Annotated in this window: 15 protein-coding genes; 4 read left to right on the plus strand and 11 right to left on the minus strand. The window is 74.4% G+C overall.

The window, feature by feature from the left end:
• Positions 1 to 171: 171 nt before the first annotated feature.
• From VQH23_RS09995 to VQH23_RS10015, 5 genes are all read right to left on the minus strand, one after another.
• Entirely contained in the window at positions 172 to 2,940 is a 2,769-nt protein-coding gene (locus tag VQH23_RS09995) for a DUF4175 family protein (protein ID WP_338665492.1), read from the minus strand.
• Between the two features lie 65 nt (positions 2,941 to 3,005).
• Positions 3,006 to 4,355 carry a diaminopimelate decarboxylase gene (gene lysA / locus VQH23_RS10000; RefSeq protein ID WP_338665493.1) on the minus strand — a complete coding sequence of 450 codons (1,350 nt, stop codon included), beginning with the start codon at positions 4,353 to 4,355 and terminating at the stop codon, positions 3,006 to 3,008.
• A gap of 85 nt (positions 4,356 to 4,440) precedes the next feature.
• Positions 4,441 to 5,106 (minus strand): glutathione S-transferase, encoded by a 666-nt coding sequence (locus VQH23_RS10005; protein WP_338665494.1) that lies wholly within the window; start codon positions 5,104 to 5,106, stop codon positions 4,441 to 4,443.
• A 60-nt stretch (positions 5,107 to 5,166) separates the two neighbouring features.
• On the minus strand, positions 5,167 to 6,192 hold the full coding sequence (locus VQH23_RS10010; RefSeq protein ID WP_338665495.1) for a serine hydrolase: 1,026 nt from the start codon (positions 6,190 to 6,192) through the stop codon (positions 5,167 to 5,169).
• Positions 6,193 to 6,348: 156 nt separating this feature from the next.
• Positions 6,349 to 6,585 (minus strand): CsbD family protein, encoded by a 237-nt coding sequence (locus tag VQH23_RS10015; RefSeq protein WP_338665496.1) that lies wholly within the window; start codon positions 6,583 to 6,585, stop codon positions 6,349 to 6,351.
• 224 nt (positions 6,586 to 6,809) lie between these two features.
• Here VQH23_RS10015 and VQH23_RS10020 point away from each other — a divergent pair, with 224 nt between their 5' ends.
• Positions 6,810 to 7,217: a DUF1801 domain-containing protein gene (locus tag VQH23_RS10020; RefSeq protein WP_338665497.1), complete on the plus strand. Its 408-nt coding sequence runs from the start codon at positions 6,810 to 6,812 to the stop codon at positions 7,215 to 7,217.
• Between the two features lie 55 nt (positions 7,218 to 7,272).
• Here VQH23_RS10020 and VQH23_RS10025 read toward each other — a convergent pair whose 3' ends face one another.
• From VQH23_RS10025 to VQH23_RS10035, 3 genes are read right to left on the minus strand one after another with little or no spacing between them, the layout of a single operon-like run.
• Positions 7,273 to 8,892, minus strand: a complete 1,620-nt coding sequence (locus tag VQH23_RS10025; protein ID WP_338665498.1) for a heparinase II/III family protein — start codon at positions 8,890 to 8,892, stop codon at positions 7,273 to 7,275.
• Positions 8,889 to 9,608, minus strand: coding sequence for a ribulose-phosphate 3-epimerase (gene rpe / locus VQH23_RS10030; RefSeq protein ID WP_338665499.1), 720 nt, complete (start codon positions 9,606 to 9,608; stop codon positions 8,889 to 8,891). Before rpe ends, VQH23_RS10025 begins: the two co-directional genes overlap by 4 nt.
• Before the next feature lie 49 nt (positions 9,609 to 9,657).
• Positions 9,658 to 10,128 carry an Lrp/AsnC family transcriptional regulator gene (locus tag VQH23_RS10035; RefSeq protein WP_338665500.1) on the minus strand — a complete coding sequence of 157 codons (471 nt, stop codon included), beginning with the start codon at positions 10,126 to 10,128 and terminating at the stop codon, positions 9,658 to 9,660.
• Between the two features lie 119 nt (positions 10,129 to 10,247).
• Between VQH23_RS10035 and VQH23_RS10040 the strand changes: the two genes are divergently transcribed.
• Positions 10,248 to 11,267, plus strand: coding sequence for a tripartite tricarboxylate transporter substrate binding protein (locus VQH23_RS10040; protein WP_338665501.1), 1,020 nt, complete (start codon positions 10,248 to 10,250; stop codon positions 11,265 to 11,267).
• A gap of 95 nt (positions 11,268 to 11,362) precedes the next feature.
• Positions 11,363 to 13,510: a DUF6311 domain-containing protein gene (locus VQH23_RS10045; protein ID WP_338665502.1), complete on the plus strand. Its 2,148-nt coding sequence runs from the start codon at positions 11,363 to 11,365 to the stop codon at positions 13,508 to 13,510.
• A gap of 79 nt (positions 13,511 to 13,589) precedes the next feature.
• On the opposite strand, the gene VQH23_RS10050 is transcribed toward VQH23_RS10045, so the two are convergent.
• Positions 13,590 to 14,480: a glycosyltransferase family 2 protein gene (locus VQH23_RS10050; RefSeq protein ID WP_338665503.1), complete on the minus strand. Its 891-nt coding sequence runs from the start codon at positions 14,478 to 14,480 to the stop codon at positions 13,590 to 13,592.
• Here VQH23_RS10050 and VQH23_RS10055 point away from each other — a divergent pair.
• Positions 14,361 to 14,930 (plus strand): GtrA family protein, encoded by a 570-nt coding sequence (locus tag VQH23_RS10055; protein WP_338665504.1) that lies wholly within the window; start codon positions 14,361 to 14,363, stop codon positions 14,928 to 14,930. The genes VQH23_RS10050 and VQH23_RS10055 overlap by 120 nt on opposite strands.
• 219 nt (positions 14,931 to 15,149) lie before the next feature.
• On the opposite strand, the gene VQH23_RS10060 is transcribed toward VQH23_RS10055, so the two are convergent.
• Positions 15,150 to 16,028, minus strand: a complete 879-nt coding sequence (locus VQH23_RS10060) for a hypothetical protein (protein WP_338665505.1) — start codon at positions 16,026 to 16,028, stop codon at positions 15,150 to 15,152.
• Positions 16,025 to 17,512 carry a hypothetical protein gene (locus tag VQH23_RS10065; RefSeq protein ID WP_338665506.1) on the minus strand — a complete coding sequence of 496 codons (1,488 nt, stop codon included), beginning with the start codon at positions 17,510 to 17,512 and terminating at the stop codon, positions 16,025 to 16,027. Before VQH23_RS10065 ends, VQH23_RS10060 begins: the two co-directional genes overlap by 4 nt.
• Positions 17,513 to 17,677: the final 165 nt, after the last annotated feature.

Here is a 17,677-nt window from a genome sequence, read left to right on the forward strand (position 1 = left end):
CTGCTGACGGTGCGCCTCGGGTCCATGACCCGAGGCGACTGCAAGGGCAGGATCGGCCCCATACGCAGAGACACCATCGTAGAACGGCATGGCGGCAGCCCGATGGGAATCCAAGGGCCTCAGGCCCTTGGCGGGGGTTCCAGGGGGCGGCGCCCCCTGGTTCCGGACCGATCAGAACAGCCGCAGCAAGCGGTCGAGGTAGTCCAGCTCGGTCGTCGGCCGTTCCCGCTCCGCCAGCCGGCGGCGCAGCTCTTCCTGAAGGCGGCGGGTGCGCAGGATTTCCGCCTCGTCGGGCACGCGGGTGTCGCCGCCCTCCTCGGCCGTGCCCGTGCCCTCGCGCAGGCGGCGGCCCAGGGGATCGCGGCCCTCGCCGTTCTGGGCCATCTGGTCCTGGCCCTGGCCACCCTGCTCCCCGCCCTCGGCCATGGCGTCGCCCTGGCCCTCGCCCTCGCCTTCCTGGCCCTCGCCGGGCTCGCCCTGGTCGGGGCGGCCGAACTGGCGCTGCATGCGCTGGGCCATTTGGCGGCCGCCCTCGGAGAGCTCGCGGATGGCGCGCTCCTGGTGGGGGCGGGGATCGGTGCCGCCGGCCAGGGCCTCGGCGCTCTCGCGCATGGCCTGGTCGGCGCGGCCGAGCGGGGCGGGCACCTCGCCGGTCAGGTCGCCCTGCTGCTGCATCAGCTCGCCCAGGGCACGGCGCAGGGCGCGCTGGGTGCGGGCGTCGGCGGCGGGGGGCGGTGCGGCGGAGGGGGGCTCGGGCGGCGGCGGGTTGCGGTTCCAGGGATAGTTGGGGCGGCGCGCCTGCTCCCGCCGGGTGGCGTCGGATTCGGATCGCTGGTGGGCGCCGTCCAGCAGGCGTGATTCGCGGCGCACCATGTCCTGGATCACGCCCATCTGCTGCTGGCCGCGCTCGCGGCGCTGGCGGCGCTCCTCCCGCTGGTTCTCGGCCATGCGGCCGTTCTCCAGATCCTCCAGCATCCGCTCCAGCTCGGCCAACTCGCGCTCGGCGTCCTCGGGGCGGTCCTGGCGGTTCTGCTCGCGCATGCGGTCGGTGCGGCGCTCGGCCTCGCGCTGCTCCTGCTGGCGGGCGCGGGGGCGGGGGGCGGCGGGGTCCTCGCCGTTCTCGCGCTGCAGTCGCTCGGCCAGGGCGTCGAGGTGGCGGCGCACGGCCTCGCGCAGCTCCTGGATGCGGCGGTCCGTCTCCTCTCGCTGCGCATCGCGCTCGGTCTCGCGGCGCTCGGCCTCGCGTTGCGCCTGCTGCCTCTCCTGCTGGCGGGCCGCGTTGTCCCGGTTCTCGCCCGGGGGCTGCTGGCGGTTCTCGTCGCGGGCGGCGTCCTGCTGCCGCTGGGTCTCCTGCCGCTCGGCCTCGCGCCGGGCCTCCTCCTGCCGCTGGCTCTCCCGCTGGTTCTCCCGCTGGGCCTCGGCGCGCTCGCGCTCCTGCCGCTCCCGCTCGCGCAGGGCCTCGCGCAGGCGCTCGCGCGTCTCGGCCAGGGCGCGGGCCGTGCGGTCGGCGCGGCCCTCCTCCAGGGCCAGCGCCGTGTCCCACATGGTCTGCTGCGCCTCGCCCACCGCCTCGGGGCGCTGGTCCTCCAGCCGCCCGCGGGCGGAGCGCAGGGCCAGGGCAGTGGCCGTGTCGTTCTCGAAGGCCTGGGGCTGCTCGGAGAGCCGGTCCAGCCCCTCCATCGCCCGCCCGCGCGCGCCGGGATCGAGTGAGAGGCCCTTCCGCAGCAGCACCAGCCCGCGCGCCACGGGGTGGTTGAAGCCCCGCTCCGGCAGGGTGAGCGCCACCTCCTCGGACCGCCCCTCCTGCGCGGCGCCGTCCCGCGCCAGCAGGCGCATCCGCACGGGCAGCCCGGCCCAGGGATGGGCGGAGAGGTCGGGCTGCGCCACCCCGCGCGGCGCCTTCGGCGCGCCGGCCGGAACGGGAAGGTCGATGGAGAGGGCCGGCGCCTCGGGCCGGGCCGCCAACCGGATCTCCGCGAGGGCGGAGGCCACGCCCCAGTCATCCTCGGCGCGCCAGGGAATGCGCGTAGCGAGGCCGCGCGCCGCCCCGGCCGGGGGCTCGGCGAAGGCGATCCGCGGCGGGGCGTCCGCCTGTACGGTAACCGTCCAGCCCGCCACCTCCGCCCCGCCCTGGCGGATGAGGAGGCGGCCGCCCGCATCCAGCACCGCCTCCGCGCTGTGGCTGCCGGAGCCGAGGGGCTGGAAGGCGGCCAGCGGCGCGTCGTCGCGCAGCAGCTCCGGCGCCGTGCCCACGGCGGGGCCGCCGGAGAGCACGGCGCGCATCCGGCTGCCTGCCGGCACCGTCACGCCCCCACCGGCAGGGTCGAGGAAGACCGGCGGGGCACCGGTATAGGCGGGCGGGGTCACCCAGGCTTCCAGCTTCGCGGCCAGGGGCGGCACGGCGGCGGGGCCCTCGGGCCAGAGGGCGCGGCGGAGCCGCTCCGGCGCCTCGCCGCCCGCCATGACGCCCGCGGCGACGAGAGCGACGGCCAGCCCCGTGCGAAGGGCGCGGGGATCGCGCGCGGCCAGCCCCGGGCGGGGGGTTCCCACGCGCAGGGCCTTGATCCGCGCCGCCTCCCGCGCCTGATGGGCGCGCCAGAGGGCCTGGGCCGCGGCGTCGCCCCCGGCCGGGCGGTCCAGCAGCGTCGCGAGCGGACGGTGGGAAAGGCCGGAGCTGCGCTCCAGCCGACGGTCGGCCGCGTCGTTCCCGGGGCGGGTGAAGCCGCGCGCCCCGCGAATCAGCGCCAGCACCAGGGCCGCGATCAGCACCGCGAGAAGGGTGAGGTGCGCCAGCGGCGAGAGGAAAAGGAAGAGGCCCGAGAGGGCGAGGACGAGGAACACCCCCACCACGCCCAGCGCCGGCCAGGCGCGGGGCCAGAGGGATTCCCAGAGAAGGGCGGCCCGCGCCCTGGCGCGGAGGCGGCCGAGGCGGCGCAGCACGGGGCTGCCCGCCCCTGCTTTGCGATCGGGGCCCGTTGGTTCGGTCCGGCGGGGTCCGGGCCCGCTCAAGCGGTCGGCCCTAGCCAGTCCGGCACCACCTGGTGCGCCAGCAGCGCCTCCAGCGGCTGACGCGGCCGCGTCACCGCCCAGCGGTGCCCGTCCACCAGCACCTCCGCCGCCAGGGGGCGGGCGTTGTAGGTGGAGGACATGGTGGCGCCGTAGGCCCCGGCGTCGAGGAAGGCCACCAGCGCCCCCGGCGGCAGGTCCGGCAGGGCGCGGCCGCGCGCGAAGGTGTCCCCCGTCTCGCAGACCGGCCCCACCACGTCGGCGGGGGAGGCGGGGGCGTGCAGCGCATCGGGCGCCACGGGCAGGATGCCGTGCCAGGCCTCGTACATGGCCGGGCGCACCAGGTCGTTCATCGCCGCGTCCAGGATCACGAAGCGCCGGTTCGCCCCGCGCTTCTGCAGCACGACGGAGGCGAGCAGCACGCCCGCCGGTGCCGCGATCCAGCGCCCAGGCTCCAGCATCACGGGCAGGCCGAGCGGGCCGAGGGTGGCCCTGATGGCCCCTGCCAGCGCTGCGGGGGCAGGGGGCGCCTCGTCGCGGTAGGAGATGCCGAGGCCACCGCCGCAATCCAGCCGCTCCACCGGCAGGCCGCGGCCCATCAGCGCCTGCGCCATCTCCGCCACGCGCGCATAGGCGGCGCGGAAGCCCGCCATGCCCTCGGTGATCTGGCTGCCGATATGGACGGCCAGCCCCACCGGCCGGATGCCGGGCATCCCGGCCATGCGGGCGTAGAGGGCGGGGGCGTCCGTGTAGGGGATGCCGAACTTGTTCTCCGCCAGCCCCGTGGAGATCTTCGCGTGGGTGCGCGCGTCCACGTCCGGGTTGACGCGAAGGCAGACCGGGGCGGTGGCGCCCATCGCGTCGGCGACGGCGGAGATGCGCTCGATCTCCTCCGCGCTCTCCGCGTTGATTTGCAGGATGCCCTCGCGCAGGGCGAGGGCAATCTCCCGCTCCGTCTTGCCGACGCCGGAGAAGACGATGCGCCCCGCCGGGATGCCGGCGGCGCGGGCGGCGAGAAGCTCGCCCTCGCTCACCACGTCCGCGCCCGCGCCCTCGGCGCCGAGCACGCGCAGCACGGCCAGGCTGTCATTCGCCTTCGCCGCGAAGTGGATGGAGGCCGTCAGCCCGGCATCGGCCAGCGCGTCCCGCAGGGTGCCGTGGCGGCGTCGGAGCGTGGCGGCGGAATAGACCCAGGTCGGCGTGCCGACCTGCCGCGCGATCTCCGCCAGTGGCACGTCGTCCATCACCAGCCCGTCCAGCGCGTGCGCTTTCAGCTGCGGGCGCCGGGCGAGGAGGTCGGCGAAATCGGGGTCCGGCGTGTCGTGCGGGACGGGAACAGGGGAGGCCATTCCCCTATTTTGGGGTCGGCATGGCCGGGCGGGAAGCGTTACTTGCGCCTGCCCGGTCAGGCAGCCGGTCACGCGTCCCGGCGCGTCACCGGGCGTAGGCGTACTCCCCGCCCTTCTCCACCGCGCGCCGATAGGCCGGGCGCTCATGGATGCGCGCCAGGAAGGCCGCCGGGTGCGGCCGGTCTCCGAAGGGGGAGCGAGAGGAGGCGGCCTCCAGCGGGAAGCTCATCATGATGTCGGCGGCCGTCATCTCCGGCCCGGCGAACCAGCCCGTCCCCGCCAGGGCGGCGTTCCAGTAATCCTTCAGCCGCTCCAGGTTCGGCTCCACCATCGCGCCCTTCATGCCCTGGGCCAGCTTCTCCGCCACCGGCTGCGCCTCCGGCGGGGCGCGCCGGCCCATGGCGTTGAACAGCAGCGCCATCACCAGCGGCGGCATGGCCGAGCCCTCCGCGTGGTGCATCCAGTGGCGGTAGGTCCAGTGGTGCGGCCCGTCCTTCGCCGGCACCAGGCGCCCGTTGCCGTGGCGCTCCAGCACGTACTCCACGATCGCGCCCGTCTCGGCCAGCGTCAGCCCGCCCTCCGTCAGGACCGGGGACTTGCCCAGCGGGTGCACCGCCCGCAGCTCCGGCGGCGCCAGCATGGTCTGCGGGTCCCGCTGATAGCGCCGGATCTCGTAGGGGACTTCCAGCTCCTCCAGCAGCCAGAGCACCCGCTGGGAGCGGGAATTGTTCAGGTGGTGGATCGTGATCATGCGCGGACTCCGGCCGGGGCACGCGATCCTGGGGCAAGCCGCCCGGACCGGCCAAGGGCATCAGCCCGCGGCGCCCAGCGCCGGCATGATCGTCTCCGTCAGCAGCCCGTGCAGCCCCGCCATGTGCTCCGGGTCCCGCGGCGCGGCCGGGTCCGACAGCATCACCGCGCTCAGCCCCAGGGCGGGCACGAGGTAGAGCATCTGCCCGCCATAGCCCCAGGCGAAGTACACGGGCACCCCGCGCGCCGCCGCGATCCACCAGCCGTAGCCGTAGGACTGCCCGCTCCAGGCCGACCGCGTGCGGGGCACCCAGCTCTCCGCCAGCCAGGCGGCGGGGATCACCTGCGCCCCGTTCCAGGCGCCGCCCAGGCGGCAGCACTCCCCGAAGCGCAGCAGGGCGCGCGGTGTCAGCCGCATGTCGTTGCCGCCGTAGTACCGGCCCTGCGGGTCGCGCGGCCAGGGCGGCACGGAAATGCCCAGCGGCTCCCCCAGCCAGTCCCGCGCCAGCTCCAGCAGCGGCCGGCGCGCGGCGCGCGCCAGCGCCGCGCCGAGGATGTGGGTGGAGCCGGTGGAGTACTGCATCCCACCCCCCGGCTCGTCCACGAAGGGCCGGGTCAGGGCGTAGGCCACGGGATCCCGCGCGGCAGCCCAGCCGCCGTAATTCGCGCCGGAGGTCCGCTCCAGCCCCGCCCGCATGGTCAGCAGGTGCCCGATCGTGATCGCCTCCGCCCGCGGGTCCAGCCCCGGCGGGCGCGGGCCGAGCAGCGGCAGCACGGGCTGGTCCACCCCGCGCAGCACGCCGCGGTCGATCGCGATGCCCACCAGCGCGGCGAGCAGGGTCTTGGAGGCGGACTTGATGTTCTGCGGCGCGTCCGGCGCCGGGCCGCGCAGCCGCATCTCGGCCAGCAGCCGCCCCTCCCGCGCCACCGTCACGCTGTGCAGGCGCGGCAGGCCCGAAGCCGCTTCCCGCAGCGCATCGCCGAGCGCGTCCCCCGCCGACTGGGCAAGGGTGGACTGGGCAAGGGCCGGGTGCGCCAGGGCGCCCAGGGCGAGGCCGATCAGCGGCCGGCGCGGCAGAAGGATCATGCGCCGCAGATAGGGGCCCGTGCCCAGGCCCGAAGGGGGAGCGACGATCCGTTACGTGCCGGACCCAGATCGAAACGGCAGAACGAAATGGCAGGACGAAACGGCGCGCCGGCCACGGGGACCGGCGCGCCGCAGAAGGCCGAGGCCCCGCCGCGATCAGATGATGCGCAGGCGGCCCAGCAGCCAGCCGAAGCCCACCGCGATGGCGGCGGCCGTCAGCGGCTGGTCGCGGATGTAGTCCTCCAGCTGCCCGATCTGGTTCTGGGCCTCGCCCTGGGCCTGGTTCTTCCGGCCCTGGGCCTGGGTGCGGCTGTCGCCGATCAGGTTGCCCACGCCTTCCTGCACCTCGCCCGCCGCCTGCTTGCCGGCGCCGATGATCCGATCGCTGTCCATGTCTCTCTCCTCGATCCGGGGATGAACCCGCCACGGCGCCCCGTAGCGGCCCGCGCGGGTGGAAACGTGGCGAGGGGGCGCGGGTTGTCCCGGCAGAGGCGGGCACGACGCCCGGGCGGCAAAGAAGCCGCTGCACCCCACCCCGGCCGCTGTTTCCTGTAACCTTCGCTGGCCTCGCGGACGGACCCGGCCGAGGCTGGGCACCCCAGGACAGGATTCGAACGGTGGCGGAGCCGAGGCTGCTCGCGGGCGGGAACCCGCAGATCCCCAAAGGCGAGGGCGACGCGCCGGTCCAGGCCTATATCGCGGCCATGCCGGGCTGGAAGCGGCGGGTCGGTGCGGCGATCGACGAGGTGGTCGGGCGCACGGTCCCGGGGGTCCGCAAGGCCGTCAAGTGGAACACGCCGCTCTACGGGATGGAGCAGGGGGCCTGGTTCCTGGGCTTTCACGGGTTCGACCGCTTGGTGAAGGTGACCTTCTTCCGCGGAGCCTCGCTGGATCCGGTGCCGCCCGGCCGGTCGAAGCAGGCGGAGGTCCGCTACCTCGACATCCGCGAGGAGGACGGGGTCGACGAGGCCCGCCTCGCGGACTGGGTACGGCAGGCCAGCGCCCTGCCGGGCGCGCGCCTCTGAGGCGGGCCGTGTGAGGACCAGGGCGGGGAAGGGGCCAGGCCCTTCCCCCGGCCGCTCACCCCTCCGTCGCCGCCACCCGCCCGATGGCCCACTGCACCTGCCCGGACCCGGCCTCGGCGGCCACCGCCACCTGGGTCGCCGCCCGCGCCTCGCCGAAGACCTGCACGCTGTCCTCCACGGAGACTTTCCCGCCCCGCGCGCGCAGGCGCCAGGCCGTGCCGGAGGGGAGGCGCAGCATCACCGAGCCGCCATCCTCCGCGAGCGTCGCCGTCACGGCGGGGTGCAGGTGGAAGCGCACGGTGAAGGCGGGCAGGTCGTCGGCCTCCACGATGTCCTCGCCGCGCAGGTCGTCCCCGGACTCCGCGAGGTAGAGGCGGCGGCGGTGGATCGCGTTGAAGCCCTTCTTCCAGCCGTCATGGGTGGCTTCCAGCCACTGGGCGCCGCTCGCCTCGTGGCGCTCGGCCTCCACGTGCTCGGGGCGGCGTCCCAGCCCGTCCTCCGTCAGCTCGCTGCTGTTGGTGTCGGCGAGGGTGAGGGTGGAGTGGGCGGCGGTGGCGCGCAGCGCGTCGCGCCAGGCGCCCTCGGCCGCCGGCGCCGCGCCGCAGTTGATGATCAGGCGGTCCCGCCCGATCGACATCTCGAAGGAGAGGGTGCCGGCATGGTGCAGCCGGTCCGCCCCGCGCGGCAGGCCGCCCGGCGCCGTGGCGCCGTTGCGCGGGGGCGGCGTGCCGCAATCCGCGATCACCAGGGTGCGCCCGGCCTGCAGGCGCTGGAACCCGGCATCGCCGAGGATGAGCGGCGCCCGCCCGCGGGCCTGGGCCTGGGTGAGGACGAGGTCCAGCAGGCTCGCCGCCTCCTCCCGCGTGCCGTTGAAGGCGGCCAGTCCCCCGTCGCCGTGGCGGAACAGCCGCAGCGCGGGGGCGGCGCGGTCCAGGGCGTGGGCGAGGTGCGGCGGCGCCTCGATCCCCGCGCCGTGCAGCAGGTTGCGGATCTCGATCAGGTCCTGCAGCGCCAGCAGCAGGATGCCCGGGCTGCGCTCCACCTGGGCGCCGTCGGGCAGGATCTGGCGATCGATCTCCGCGGGCAGAAGCTTCAGGCAGCGGGTGAGCCAGGGCTCCTCCTCCAGCGCCACCGCGGCCGCCAGGGCGCCCTTGAGAGCGACGAGGGCCCCCCGGTGCCGCGCCTCGGCCGGCAGCCCGGCCACCAGCCCGCGCGCATCGGCGGCCAGCCGCGCCATCAGGGCCCGGCGCAGCCCGTCCTCGGCCGTGGCGGCCAGGAAGTCCCAGTGGCCGAGCCAGGCGGAGAGCCGCGCTCCCACCACCTCCGGCGCGATGGCCACGGGGTCCGTGGTGCCGGATTCCAGCCAGAGCCGGGTGATGTCCCGCGCGTGCATCCGCGCCGCATCCGTGCCCAGCGCCCGCAGGTCGCGCAGCCAGGCAAAGCCGTGCAGCGCCGCGCGCCAGGCCGGGCCGCCTGCGCCGGGCCCGAAGGCGGAGGGGTCGTCCGGCAGCGGCCGTACTGTGCCCGCCACCTCCAGCTCGCCCTCCATCAGCTTCCCCGCCCGGGCCACGTCGCCGGGCCAGAGGTCGCGGAAGGCGCGGGAGGGAGCCTCCGGCACGCGGATGGGCTTCAGGCCGGAGAGGGTGCGGCGCGCGCCGCGCAGCCAGCCGCTCATGCCCGGGCGTCCTCAATGTTGCGGGCGGCGCCGGCAGACATATTTCGGGCGGGGCCGCGAAGGGCGGCGATGGCGGCCGCGCGGTCCGGTGCCCCGAACACGGCGGTGCCGGCCACCAGCACGTCTGCCCCCGCCTCGATACACATCGACGCGGTCTTCGCCGTCACCCCGCCATCCACCTGCAGCCGGATGTCGCGGCCCGAGCGGTCGATTGTCGCCCGCAGCGCCGCGATCTTCGCCAGCTGACTGTCGATGAAGGACTGCCCGCCGAAGCCGGGGTTCACGGACATGACGAGGATCAGGTCCAGCAGGTCCAGCACCGGCGCCACGGCCTCCACCGGGGTGCCGGGGTTCAGCACCACCCCCGCCTTCTTCCCCAGCCCCCGGATGGTCTGGAGGGAGCGGTGCAGGTGCGGCCCCGCCTCCGGGTGGAGGGAGATCAGGTCCGCCCCGGCCTCCGCGAAGGCGGCCAGGTAGGGATCGGCCGGGGCGATCATCAGGTGCACGTCGAAGGGCATGCGGGTGAGGGGGCGGAGCGCCTTCACGACCGCGGGGCCGAAGGAGATGTTCGGCACGAAGTGGCCGTCCATGATGTCCAGGTGCAGCCAGTCGGCGCCGGCGGCCTCGATGGCGGCCACCTCCTCCGCGAGCCGCGTGAAGTCGGCGGCCAGGAGGGAGGGCGCGATCAGGACGGGGTGGGGGGCTGCGCGTGTCACGGGGGCGTTATGCGGCAGGCGTCCCAGGGCATCAACACGGCACGCTTCGTTACACCGGCAGCGCGGTGGTGGATTTCACCCGCTCCATGGCGAAGCGGCTGGTGACGTTGCGCAGCTGCGGCACCTCCGCCGTCAGCCGGCGGTAGAAGGCGTCGTAGGCCGCCATGTCCGCCACCGCCACGCGCAGCAGGTAGTCCACGTCCCCGCCCATCCGCCAGCACTCCAGCACCTCCGGCATGGCGGAAACCCTCCACGCGAAGGCCTCGATCCACCCGGCGGAATGGTCCCCGATCTCCAGCGAGACGAAGACGGAGAGCGGCAGGCCCACCCGGGCCGGGTCCAGCAGGGTGGCGCGGCCGGTGATCACTCCCGCCGCCTCCATCCGCCGGATGCGCTTCCAGCACGGGGTCGGGGTGAGCCCCACCGCCTCCGCGATGGCCGCGAGGGAGAGTGCCGCGTCCCGCTGGATCAGCCGGAGAATCGCGCGGTCGGTGGAGTCCAACTCCGGCGGAGACGGCATAGGCCAAATCCTTTCTCAAAGCGGGGCTATGATAGCAAGGAAATCTTTTTGTTGCCGGTATTTCATCCTTACCGGAGAAAAACCATCTCTGATGCCCTACCTTGTTGGTGCAACGACCGATGCGTGACCTCTCCCGCCGCAACCTCCTCGCCCTGGCGGCGGCGATTCCTGCTCCTCTGGCCTTCTCCGGCCCCGCTGCCGCCCGCCCGGCCTTCGCCCAGGGCGGCGAGGCCCCGGCCGCGCCCTGGCCCGACCGCCCCGTGAGGATCGTCGTGCCCGTCGCGCCCGGCGGCAGCCTGGACATCCTCGGCCGCAGCGTCGCCCGCGCCCTCACCGGCCCGCTCGGCCAGCCCGTGGTGGTGGAGAACCACACCGGCGCCGGCAGCAACATCGCCTTCGATCTCGTGGCCCGCGCCAGGCCGGACGGGCTGACGATCCTCGTCGGCTCCGACCCGCTGGCGATCAACCCCGCCCTCTACCCCCGGATCAGCTTTGACCCCGTCCGCGACTTCGCACCGATCGCCGAGCTCGTCCGCGCGCCCCAGGTGTTGGTGGTGAAGAACGGGCTGGAGGCGAGGACCCTCGCCGATTACCGGCGCCTGGGGCAGGAGGCGGAGGGCAAGCTCACCCTCGCCAGCCAGGGCAATGGTAGCATCGGGCACCTCGGCGGCATCCTCCTCGGCCAGACCCTGGGCTTCAACACCACCCACGTTCCCTACCGCGGCGGCGGCCCCGCCGTGGTGGACCTCGTGGCCGGCCACATCGACAGCCTTCTCGTCACGCTTCCCGCCGCCATCGAGCACATCCGCGGCGGCCGCATCCGGGCCCTGGCCGTGACCGGCTCCGCCCGCGCCGCCTCCCTTCCTGATGTTCCGACCGTGGCCGAGAGCGGCTTTCCCGGCTTCGAGGTGGTGACCTGGCAGGGCCTCCTCGCCCCCGCCGGCACGCCGGAGCCGGTGCTGGATCGGCTGCACGCCGAGACCCGCCGCGCTATGGCCACCCCGGAGGTCGCCGACAACCTGCGCGCCCAGGGCTTCGACCTGGCCACTGGCAGCCGGGCGGAGTTCGCGGCGCTGGTGAAGGCCGAGGCCGCCCGCTGGCCGGGCATCGTGAGGGCGTCCGGCGCGCGGATCGACTGACGGGCGGGCGACGCTTGCGGGCGTTGCGGGGAAGGCGCATGGCCCGGCCGCGCGGCATTTGATATGTCGCGACCGCCGAAACAGCCGAGCCGGACGTGAACACCACTGCCCAAACCGACGCGCCAGGGTCTCGCGCGCCAGCCATCCTCACCTACGGCATCGCGCTGGCCCTCGGCTTGGTCCTCGCGCTGTACGTGTTCCCGTTGCCCTTCCTCTTCCCGCACGGCGAAGTCGTGATGAACGAGAGCGATGCCACGCAGCACGCCGTGGGGCAGCGCTACTTCATCGCGGAGCCGTGGGGCTGGCCGCTGCTGCAGATCCGCACGCTGCTCCCGCCCGATGGCCTGCCGCTGGGCTTCATGGACGGCATCCCGATTCTCGCCCTGGTGTTGAAGGCGGTGCGCGGCATCCTGCCGCAGGGCTTCCACGGGGTCGGGCTGTGGTACGGCCTGGCCTGGGTGCTGCAGCCCGTGGCCGCCGTGTTCTGCCTTCGTGCGGCAGGGGAGAAGCGGCTGCTCCCCGCCCTGGCCTTCATGATGCTGGCGGTCGCCATGCCCGCCTGGTGGGCGCGCTACGGCCATGCGGCGCTGAGCGGGCACTTCATCCTGCTGCTCGGCCTTGGCACCTACTTCCACCTGCTGTCGCCCCGCCCGGCCGGGACCATGCTGTGGCGCTGGCTGGGCGCGGTGGCCCTCGTCCTCGGGGCGTTGCTCACCCATCCCTATCTTGCGGTGATGACGATGGCGCTGGTGCTGGCAGCGCCCGCCACGCTGGTCTGGCGTGGCCTCTCCTCCTTGCGGGCTGCTGCCCCCGCCGGACGCCTCGCGGCGTGGCGGCCGGCCCTCCTGGCGGCCGCGGGCGGGATCGGCACGGTGGTGGCGGCGCAGCTCCTGATCAGCGCGCTGGGCTACGATCAGGCCATTGGCGGTGGGGGATACGGCCTCTACGCCATGAACCTGCTCTCGCCCGTCTGGCCGTTCTGGTCGGGCCTGCTGCCGAACCCCAGCAGCTTCGCGGAGCTTCCGAACGCCGCGGGATGGGAGAGCTACAATTGGCTGGGCCTCGGCGTCATCGCGGCCGTTCCCCTGGGGGTGCTGCTGCATCCCAGGGCGGCGGCGCTGGGGATGCGGCGGCATCTCGGCCTTGTCCTCGCCCTGCTCGGACTCACCGCCATGGCGGTGAGCACGAAGGTCGGCCTGGGCAGCCGGCTGGTGCTCGACCTCGGCGATCCGCCGAAGGCGCTGGAGAGCTTCCGCGCCAGCGGGCGCCTCTTCTGGCCTGTCGCCTACGCGCTGGCCCTCGCCGGGGTGCTCCTGCTCGCCCGGCTGCGGCCCGTGGCGCTGCGGGCCGCGGCGCTGGCGGCCGTGGTGGCGGTGCAGTGGATGGACGTCGCCCCGGTGCGCGACCGCCTGATCGCCTCGGTGGAGCACGTGCCCGCGCTGGCGCCGGAGACGAGGGCGTTGCGCCAGATCCTGCCCACCGCCACGGCGATCACGATGCTCCCCTCCTGGTTCTGCTGGAGTTCGGAGGTCACCGCGACGGCGCACCCGATGATGATGGAGTTCCTCGGCCTCGCCTCGGAACGGGCGCTGCCGGTGAACACCGTCTTTCCCGCCCGCCTGCCGCGGCCCGTGCCGTGCAGCGACGACATCCCCAGGGCCACCGCGCCGCTGAGGGCTGGCGAGGTGCGTATCTTCACCAATCCCGGCGACGGCGACTGGATCACGCTCCGCCCGGAGGGGCCGCACCGCTGCGAGAAGGTGGAGCGGGTGGTCTTCTGCCGCCGGCCCGACGAGGTCTTTCCCCGGGTCGAGTCCGCGCCGCTGTCGGGCGGCCTGGACTTCCGCCTGAACGGCAACGGCGCCTCCTCCATGGAGGCGGGCTGGCGCGTCTTGGGAGAGGGCTGGACCTGGTCGGGCGGCTCGGACGCCGCGCTGCTCCTGCGGCGGGACGCCGGGGCCGCCGGGCCGCTCCGGCTCGTGTTCGAAGCGATCGGCTTCGCCCCGCCCGGGCGGGCCAGTCAGCGCGTCACCGTGCGGACCGAGGACGGGGCGGTGCAGGGCGAGTGGGAGCTGCCGCACATGACCTTCACGCAGCCCGTGCTGGACGTGCCGGCGGGCGCGGGGCCGTTGCGCCTGCTCTTCCACTTCGAGCGCCCGTCCTCCCCCGTCGAGATCGGCATGAGCGCGGATCCGCGCATCTACGCGATGGGGCTGCGGGGCCTGCGGGCGGAGCCGCGCTGAACCCGGCCTCATCTCGTTCACGCGCTGAGCGGCGGGCCCTGGTCCAGAGCCGGCCCTGCGCCGCGCGGGCCCGCGGCGTTCAGCGGCCGGGAAGTGCCCCCGACCGCTCGGCGACGAGATAGCGCGGGCGCTGCTTGGAGGCGTCGTAGACGCGCGCCAGGTACTCGCCGACGATCCCGATCGAGAGCAGCTGCAGGCCGCCCAGGCCGAGCAGCAGCACCACGGTCGTGGCGTAGCCCGGGATGTTCCGGCCGAACACCGCCGTCTGCACGACGACGAGCGCGAGGTAGAGGACGGCGAGCAGCGCGGAGACCATGCCGATGGCCGACCAGGCCCGCAGCGGCCATGAGCTGAAGGACAGGATGGCACCGAAGGCGAGCTTCAGCATGCGCCGCGTCGAGGATTTCGCCTGCCCGCCCGCCCGTTCCGCGATGCTGATGGGAATCAGCCTCTTCCTGAAGCCCACCCATCCGACGAGCCCCTTCATGAAGGGGTGTTCCTCCCGCAGGCTGCGCAGCGCCGCCACGACGGGCGGCTTCAGCACGTTGAAGTCGCCCGCTCCCTCGTCGATGGGGGCATCGCTGAGCTTGCGGAACAGGGCGTAGAAGAGCCTCGCCATGCGCTGCTGTGACGCTGTCTGGTAGTTCCGGCTGTCGCGCACGCCGCAGACCAGGTCCACCTCGGGGCTCTGTGCGACCCCGATCATCCGCACCAGGTCGGTGCACCTGTGCTGTCCGTCGCTGTCCATGTAGGCGAGCGCGTCGAAATCGTCGCCGCACTCGAGGAGCCCCGCCATGAGGGCGGTCTCCTTCCCGAAGTTGCGGGAGAAGGATATGTAGCGGACCTCCGGATGATCGCCGACAAGCGCCCGCACCTCCTGCATCGAGTTGTCGGTGCTGCCGTCATTGACGAGGAAAACGTCGGGCCGCAGCCCCTCGGACGCCAGTCCCCGAATGAGCTCCTCCACCACGAAGCGAAGGTTCTCGGCCTCATTATGAAAAGGCAGGATGACGGTGATCTTCTCGATGGTCCGATGCGCCGGCGAATGGAATGGCTCGGAACGGCTCTCCGCTACGGAGTGGTCGGCATCGCCTCCGTGGTCCTTTACGTGGCCGTCTCGAGTCTGCTGCATCGTGTCCTCAGCATCGAACCGGTGCTTGCTAATGCAGCTGGCTACGCGGTTGCAACCGTCGCCAACTACCTCGGGCACTACTACTGGTCGTTCGACACGAAGCGCTCGCACGCGGACGCGTCATGGCGCTTCCTGGCGGTTGTCGTTGCGGGTCTGGTCCTCAATTCCGTGTACGCGGCCATGCTCGTCAACCTGACCGACCTGCCGGTCGAAGTGATTGCCCTGTCCTTCGCAGTCCTGTGGCCGATGGTCTCCTTCGTGGCCCTCCGCCTCTGGGCCTTCCGGTGAGGTGACGATGCGCCGCGCCTCCGTTCCGCCGGATCCTTCGCCTGACCGGCACTCGCAGGCGTGGAAGGCAACGCCCGGAACGGCGCCCTTGCTGCCGGTGAGCGCGGTCACCATCGCCACAGAGGTGCCGGGCACACCGTCAGGCCCTGACGGATGATGCGCCGCGGGTCCGATCCGGGCCCGACGACCGGATGCCGGGGCCTCCGGAACCGCCGGGGCCTACTCCCCGCCTCCGAGCAGCCCCTCGACGATCCCGCGCAGCAGCGCCACGCCCTCGGAGAGGCGTTCCAGCGCCAGCGGGCGGCCGCGCGCCTCGCCCCCGGTCGCGAGCACGGCGCGGTCCTGCGCCAGCTCGCGGGCGGAGAGGCGGCCGTCCCCGTCATAGTCCAGGCTCTCCACCATCAGCCGCGCCCCGGCCACGGCGCCGAGCGTCCCCGCGGCGCCGGCGAGGCCCGAGAGCTCCGGCGAGACCTCGGCCTGGAGGGAGAGGAGCCAGGAGGCGCCGCGGAACAGCCGCGCCAGCTCCGCCGGGCCGAGGAGGCTGTCGCCGGAGACGTCGCCGACGCGGACGAGGGCGGCGGCGCAATCCGTCACGCCCCCTGTTCCGGGCCCGCAGGCGGCCTCCAGCACCTCGATGGCACCGAGGAAGGCCAGGCCCTCGCCCTGCGCCGCGAAGGCCAGGGGGGTGCCGGGGCAGCGGCGCCAAGCGGTGACGGGGGCATCGCCGGGCAGGCGGTCGTCGCGGATCTTGTTGGAGGGCTCGGCGGTCTCCAGCCCGTTGCCCGCCGCGCCACCCGATGCCCGCAGCATCAGGCGCGGGGCCTCCGGGCCACGGGCGGTGGCCACGGACCAGCCGGACTCCAGCGCACGGGTCTCCGTGAAGCGCAGCAGCCGGCCGGCCCCGCCCGCCGGGATGCGGGCCGCGCCGCGGACGGAGAGGGCGAGCATCGCCGTTGGCGCGACGCACTCCCCCTGGAACCAGGCGCCGCGCAGGGCGGCGGGCAGGGCAATCTCCTGCGCGCGCGCGGCCGGGATGGCAGCGCCCAGCAGCAGGAGGGTGGCAAGGAACCCGGTGGAGAGAAGGGAGCGGGGGGTCATGGCAGGGGCACCTCGATCCCGGCGCAGAGGTCCAGCGGGTCGCGCGTCACCTCCCGCCCGTCACGGAACACGGCGGTCAGGCGGGCGGGGCAGGCCTCGCCCTCGGGCGGGGCCACGTCCAGCGTCTCGTTGGCGCCGAGCACGGTGGCGCCCAGCCGGTCCTCGCCGCGCGGGGCGCCGGGGGCGTCGATGTAGAGCTCCACGATCGGCAGGCGGGCGGTGTTGCGCAGCCGCACGCTGCCCGGGCGGGGGGCGGCGTCCGCCTCGTCCTCGCCCTCGTCCAGCCGGGCCGCAACCGTCCAGCCCGGGCGGACCACGACGGTGGGGTTCTCGCAGATGTTCACCTCGCGCCGCTCCTCCGCGCCGCCGGTGGGGAAGACCATGCGGAGGTCCGCCACGCAGTCCACGGGCACGGAGAGGGTCTGGCGATCCCCGCGGTCCAGCCCGTCCGGCAGGCGCTCCGGCCCCCAATCGCCCTCGGAGGAGGAGGAGACGTAGATCTCGTCGATCTTGGCGAGGTGGCGGTTCACCAGGGTGAGCTGCCGCTCCGGCGGGCGGGGGATGCCGCTGCCATCGAAGGTGACGGGGCCCGTGCAGATATTCGCGGCCCGCTTCGCCTCCGCCGCGCCGTCCTCGTAGGTGGCGCGCAGGTCGGCCTCGCAGCCCGGCAGGCGGAGGCGCAGGCGGAAGGTGCTGCCGTCCGGCGCCGTCTCCGTGCCCATGCGGTCCACGCCCCAGCCCTCCTCGGACCCGAGCTCGCCGCCACGCCCGGCGGGGACGACGTGCAGCCCGTGGAGCACGCGGCCGGAGCGGTTGGCCACCGTGAGGTCGCGCCAGATCAGGCCGGGGTCGGAGAGGGCGATGCGCGGGTTGCGGCAGGCATCCACGCGCGGGCGGAGGACGGTGGAGCCGTCCGCCATCACGGCCGTGACGTCGAAGACGCAGTCCCGCCGCCGGCCCAGGCGCAGCCGGTGGGTGCGGCCGGCCGGGACGAGTTCCGCCCCCAGCCGGTCCGGCCCGCGGGCGGCCGCGCCCGGCGGGGCGGCGTAGAGCTCCCGCAGGTCGAGGTCGGTGTCGTTGTTGACCGTGATCTCCCGCGCCGGGGCGGAGGCGTCGCCGAGCATGACGCGCGAGGAGCGGCAGAGGTCGAGGCGCCGTTCCTCCACTGTCTCGTCCGCAAGGACGGCGCGGAGCTGCCAGGCGCAGGGCTGGTTCCGGCCGAGGCGGAGGCGGAGGCTGCCGCCGGCGGGCAGCGTGTCCGCGCCCAGCCGGTCCGGGCCGGGATCGGTCTGCGTCGTCGGGGCCAGGTAGAGCTCGCGCACGGCGAGGCCGGTCTCGTTGGCAACCACCGCCTCCCGTTCGCCCCCCCGCTCGCTTCCGGGGCGGGTCTGGGCGAGGGCGGGCGAGGCGAGCAGGAAGGGCGCCACTCCCAGCCCCGTCAGCACTCCCGTCCAGAGCCCGGCCGCGAGCCGAACCCCGGGCATCGCCAAGTTCCCCCGCATCCGCAACCCCGATCCCGTTCCGCCGCGCCGCCAGGATCGTCGCCGGAAAGCCACGGCGCAATTGCAGGAAGGACACAGGTGGCATGCCGCTTGGCCCGTGCTGCGGAACCTGGCTTCAAGCCGCCGCGAGCGGGGCGGCGCGTGGCG

The organism is Pararoseomonas sp. SCSIO 73927 (assembly GCF_037040815.1).
Taxonomy (GTDB): domain Bacteria; phylum Pseudomonadota; class Alphaproteobacteria; order Acetobacterales; family Acetobacteraceae; genus Roseomonas.

Bases quoted from the DNA above. Each gene is read 5' to 3' on its own strand.
- lysA (WP_338665493.1), bottom strand. From the start codon at position 4,355: ATGGCCTCCCCTGTTCCCGTCCCGCACGACACGCCGGACCCCGATTTC.
- VQH23_RS10005 (WP_338665494.1), bottom strand. From the start codon at position 5,106: ATGATCACGATCCACCACCTGAACAATTCCCGCTCCCAGCGGGTGCTC.
- VQH23_RS10010 (WP_338665495.1), bottom strand. From the start codon at position 6,192: ATGATCCTTCTGCCGCGCCGGCCGCTGATCGGCCTCGCCCTGGGCGCC.
- VQH23_RS10015 (WP_338665496.1), bottom strand. From the start codon at position 6,585: ATGGACAGCGATCGGATCATCGGCGCCGGCAAGCAGGCGGCGGGCGAG.
- VQH23_RS10025 (WP_338665498.1), bottom strand. From the start codon at position 8,892: ATGAGCGGCTGGCTGCGCGGCGCGCGCCGCACCCTCTCCGGCCTGAAG.
- VQH23_RS10035 (WP_338665500.1), bottom strand. From the start codon at position 10,128: ATGCCGTCTCCGCCGGAGTTGGACTCCACCGACCGCGCGATTCTCCGG.
- VQH23_RS10040 (WP_338665501.1), top strand. From the start codon at position 10,248: ATGCGTGACCTCTCCCGCCGCAACCTCCTCGCCCTGGCGGCGGCGATT.
- VQH23_RS10055 (WP_338665504.1), top strand. From the start codon at position 14,361: ATGATCGCCGACAAGCGCCCGCACCTCCTGCATCGAGTTGTCGGTGCT.
- VQH23_RS10060 (WP_338665505.1), bottom strand. From the start codon at position 16,028: ATGACCCCCCGCTCCCTTCTCTCCACCGGGTTCCTTGCCACCCTCCTG.
- VQH23_RS10065 (WP_338665506.1), bottom strand. From the start codon at position 17,512: ATGCCCGGGGTTCGGCTCGCGGCCGGGCTCTGGACGGGAGTGCTGACG.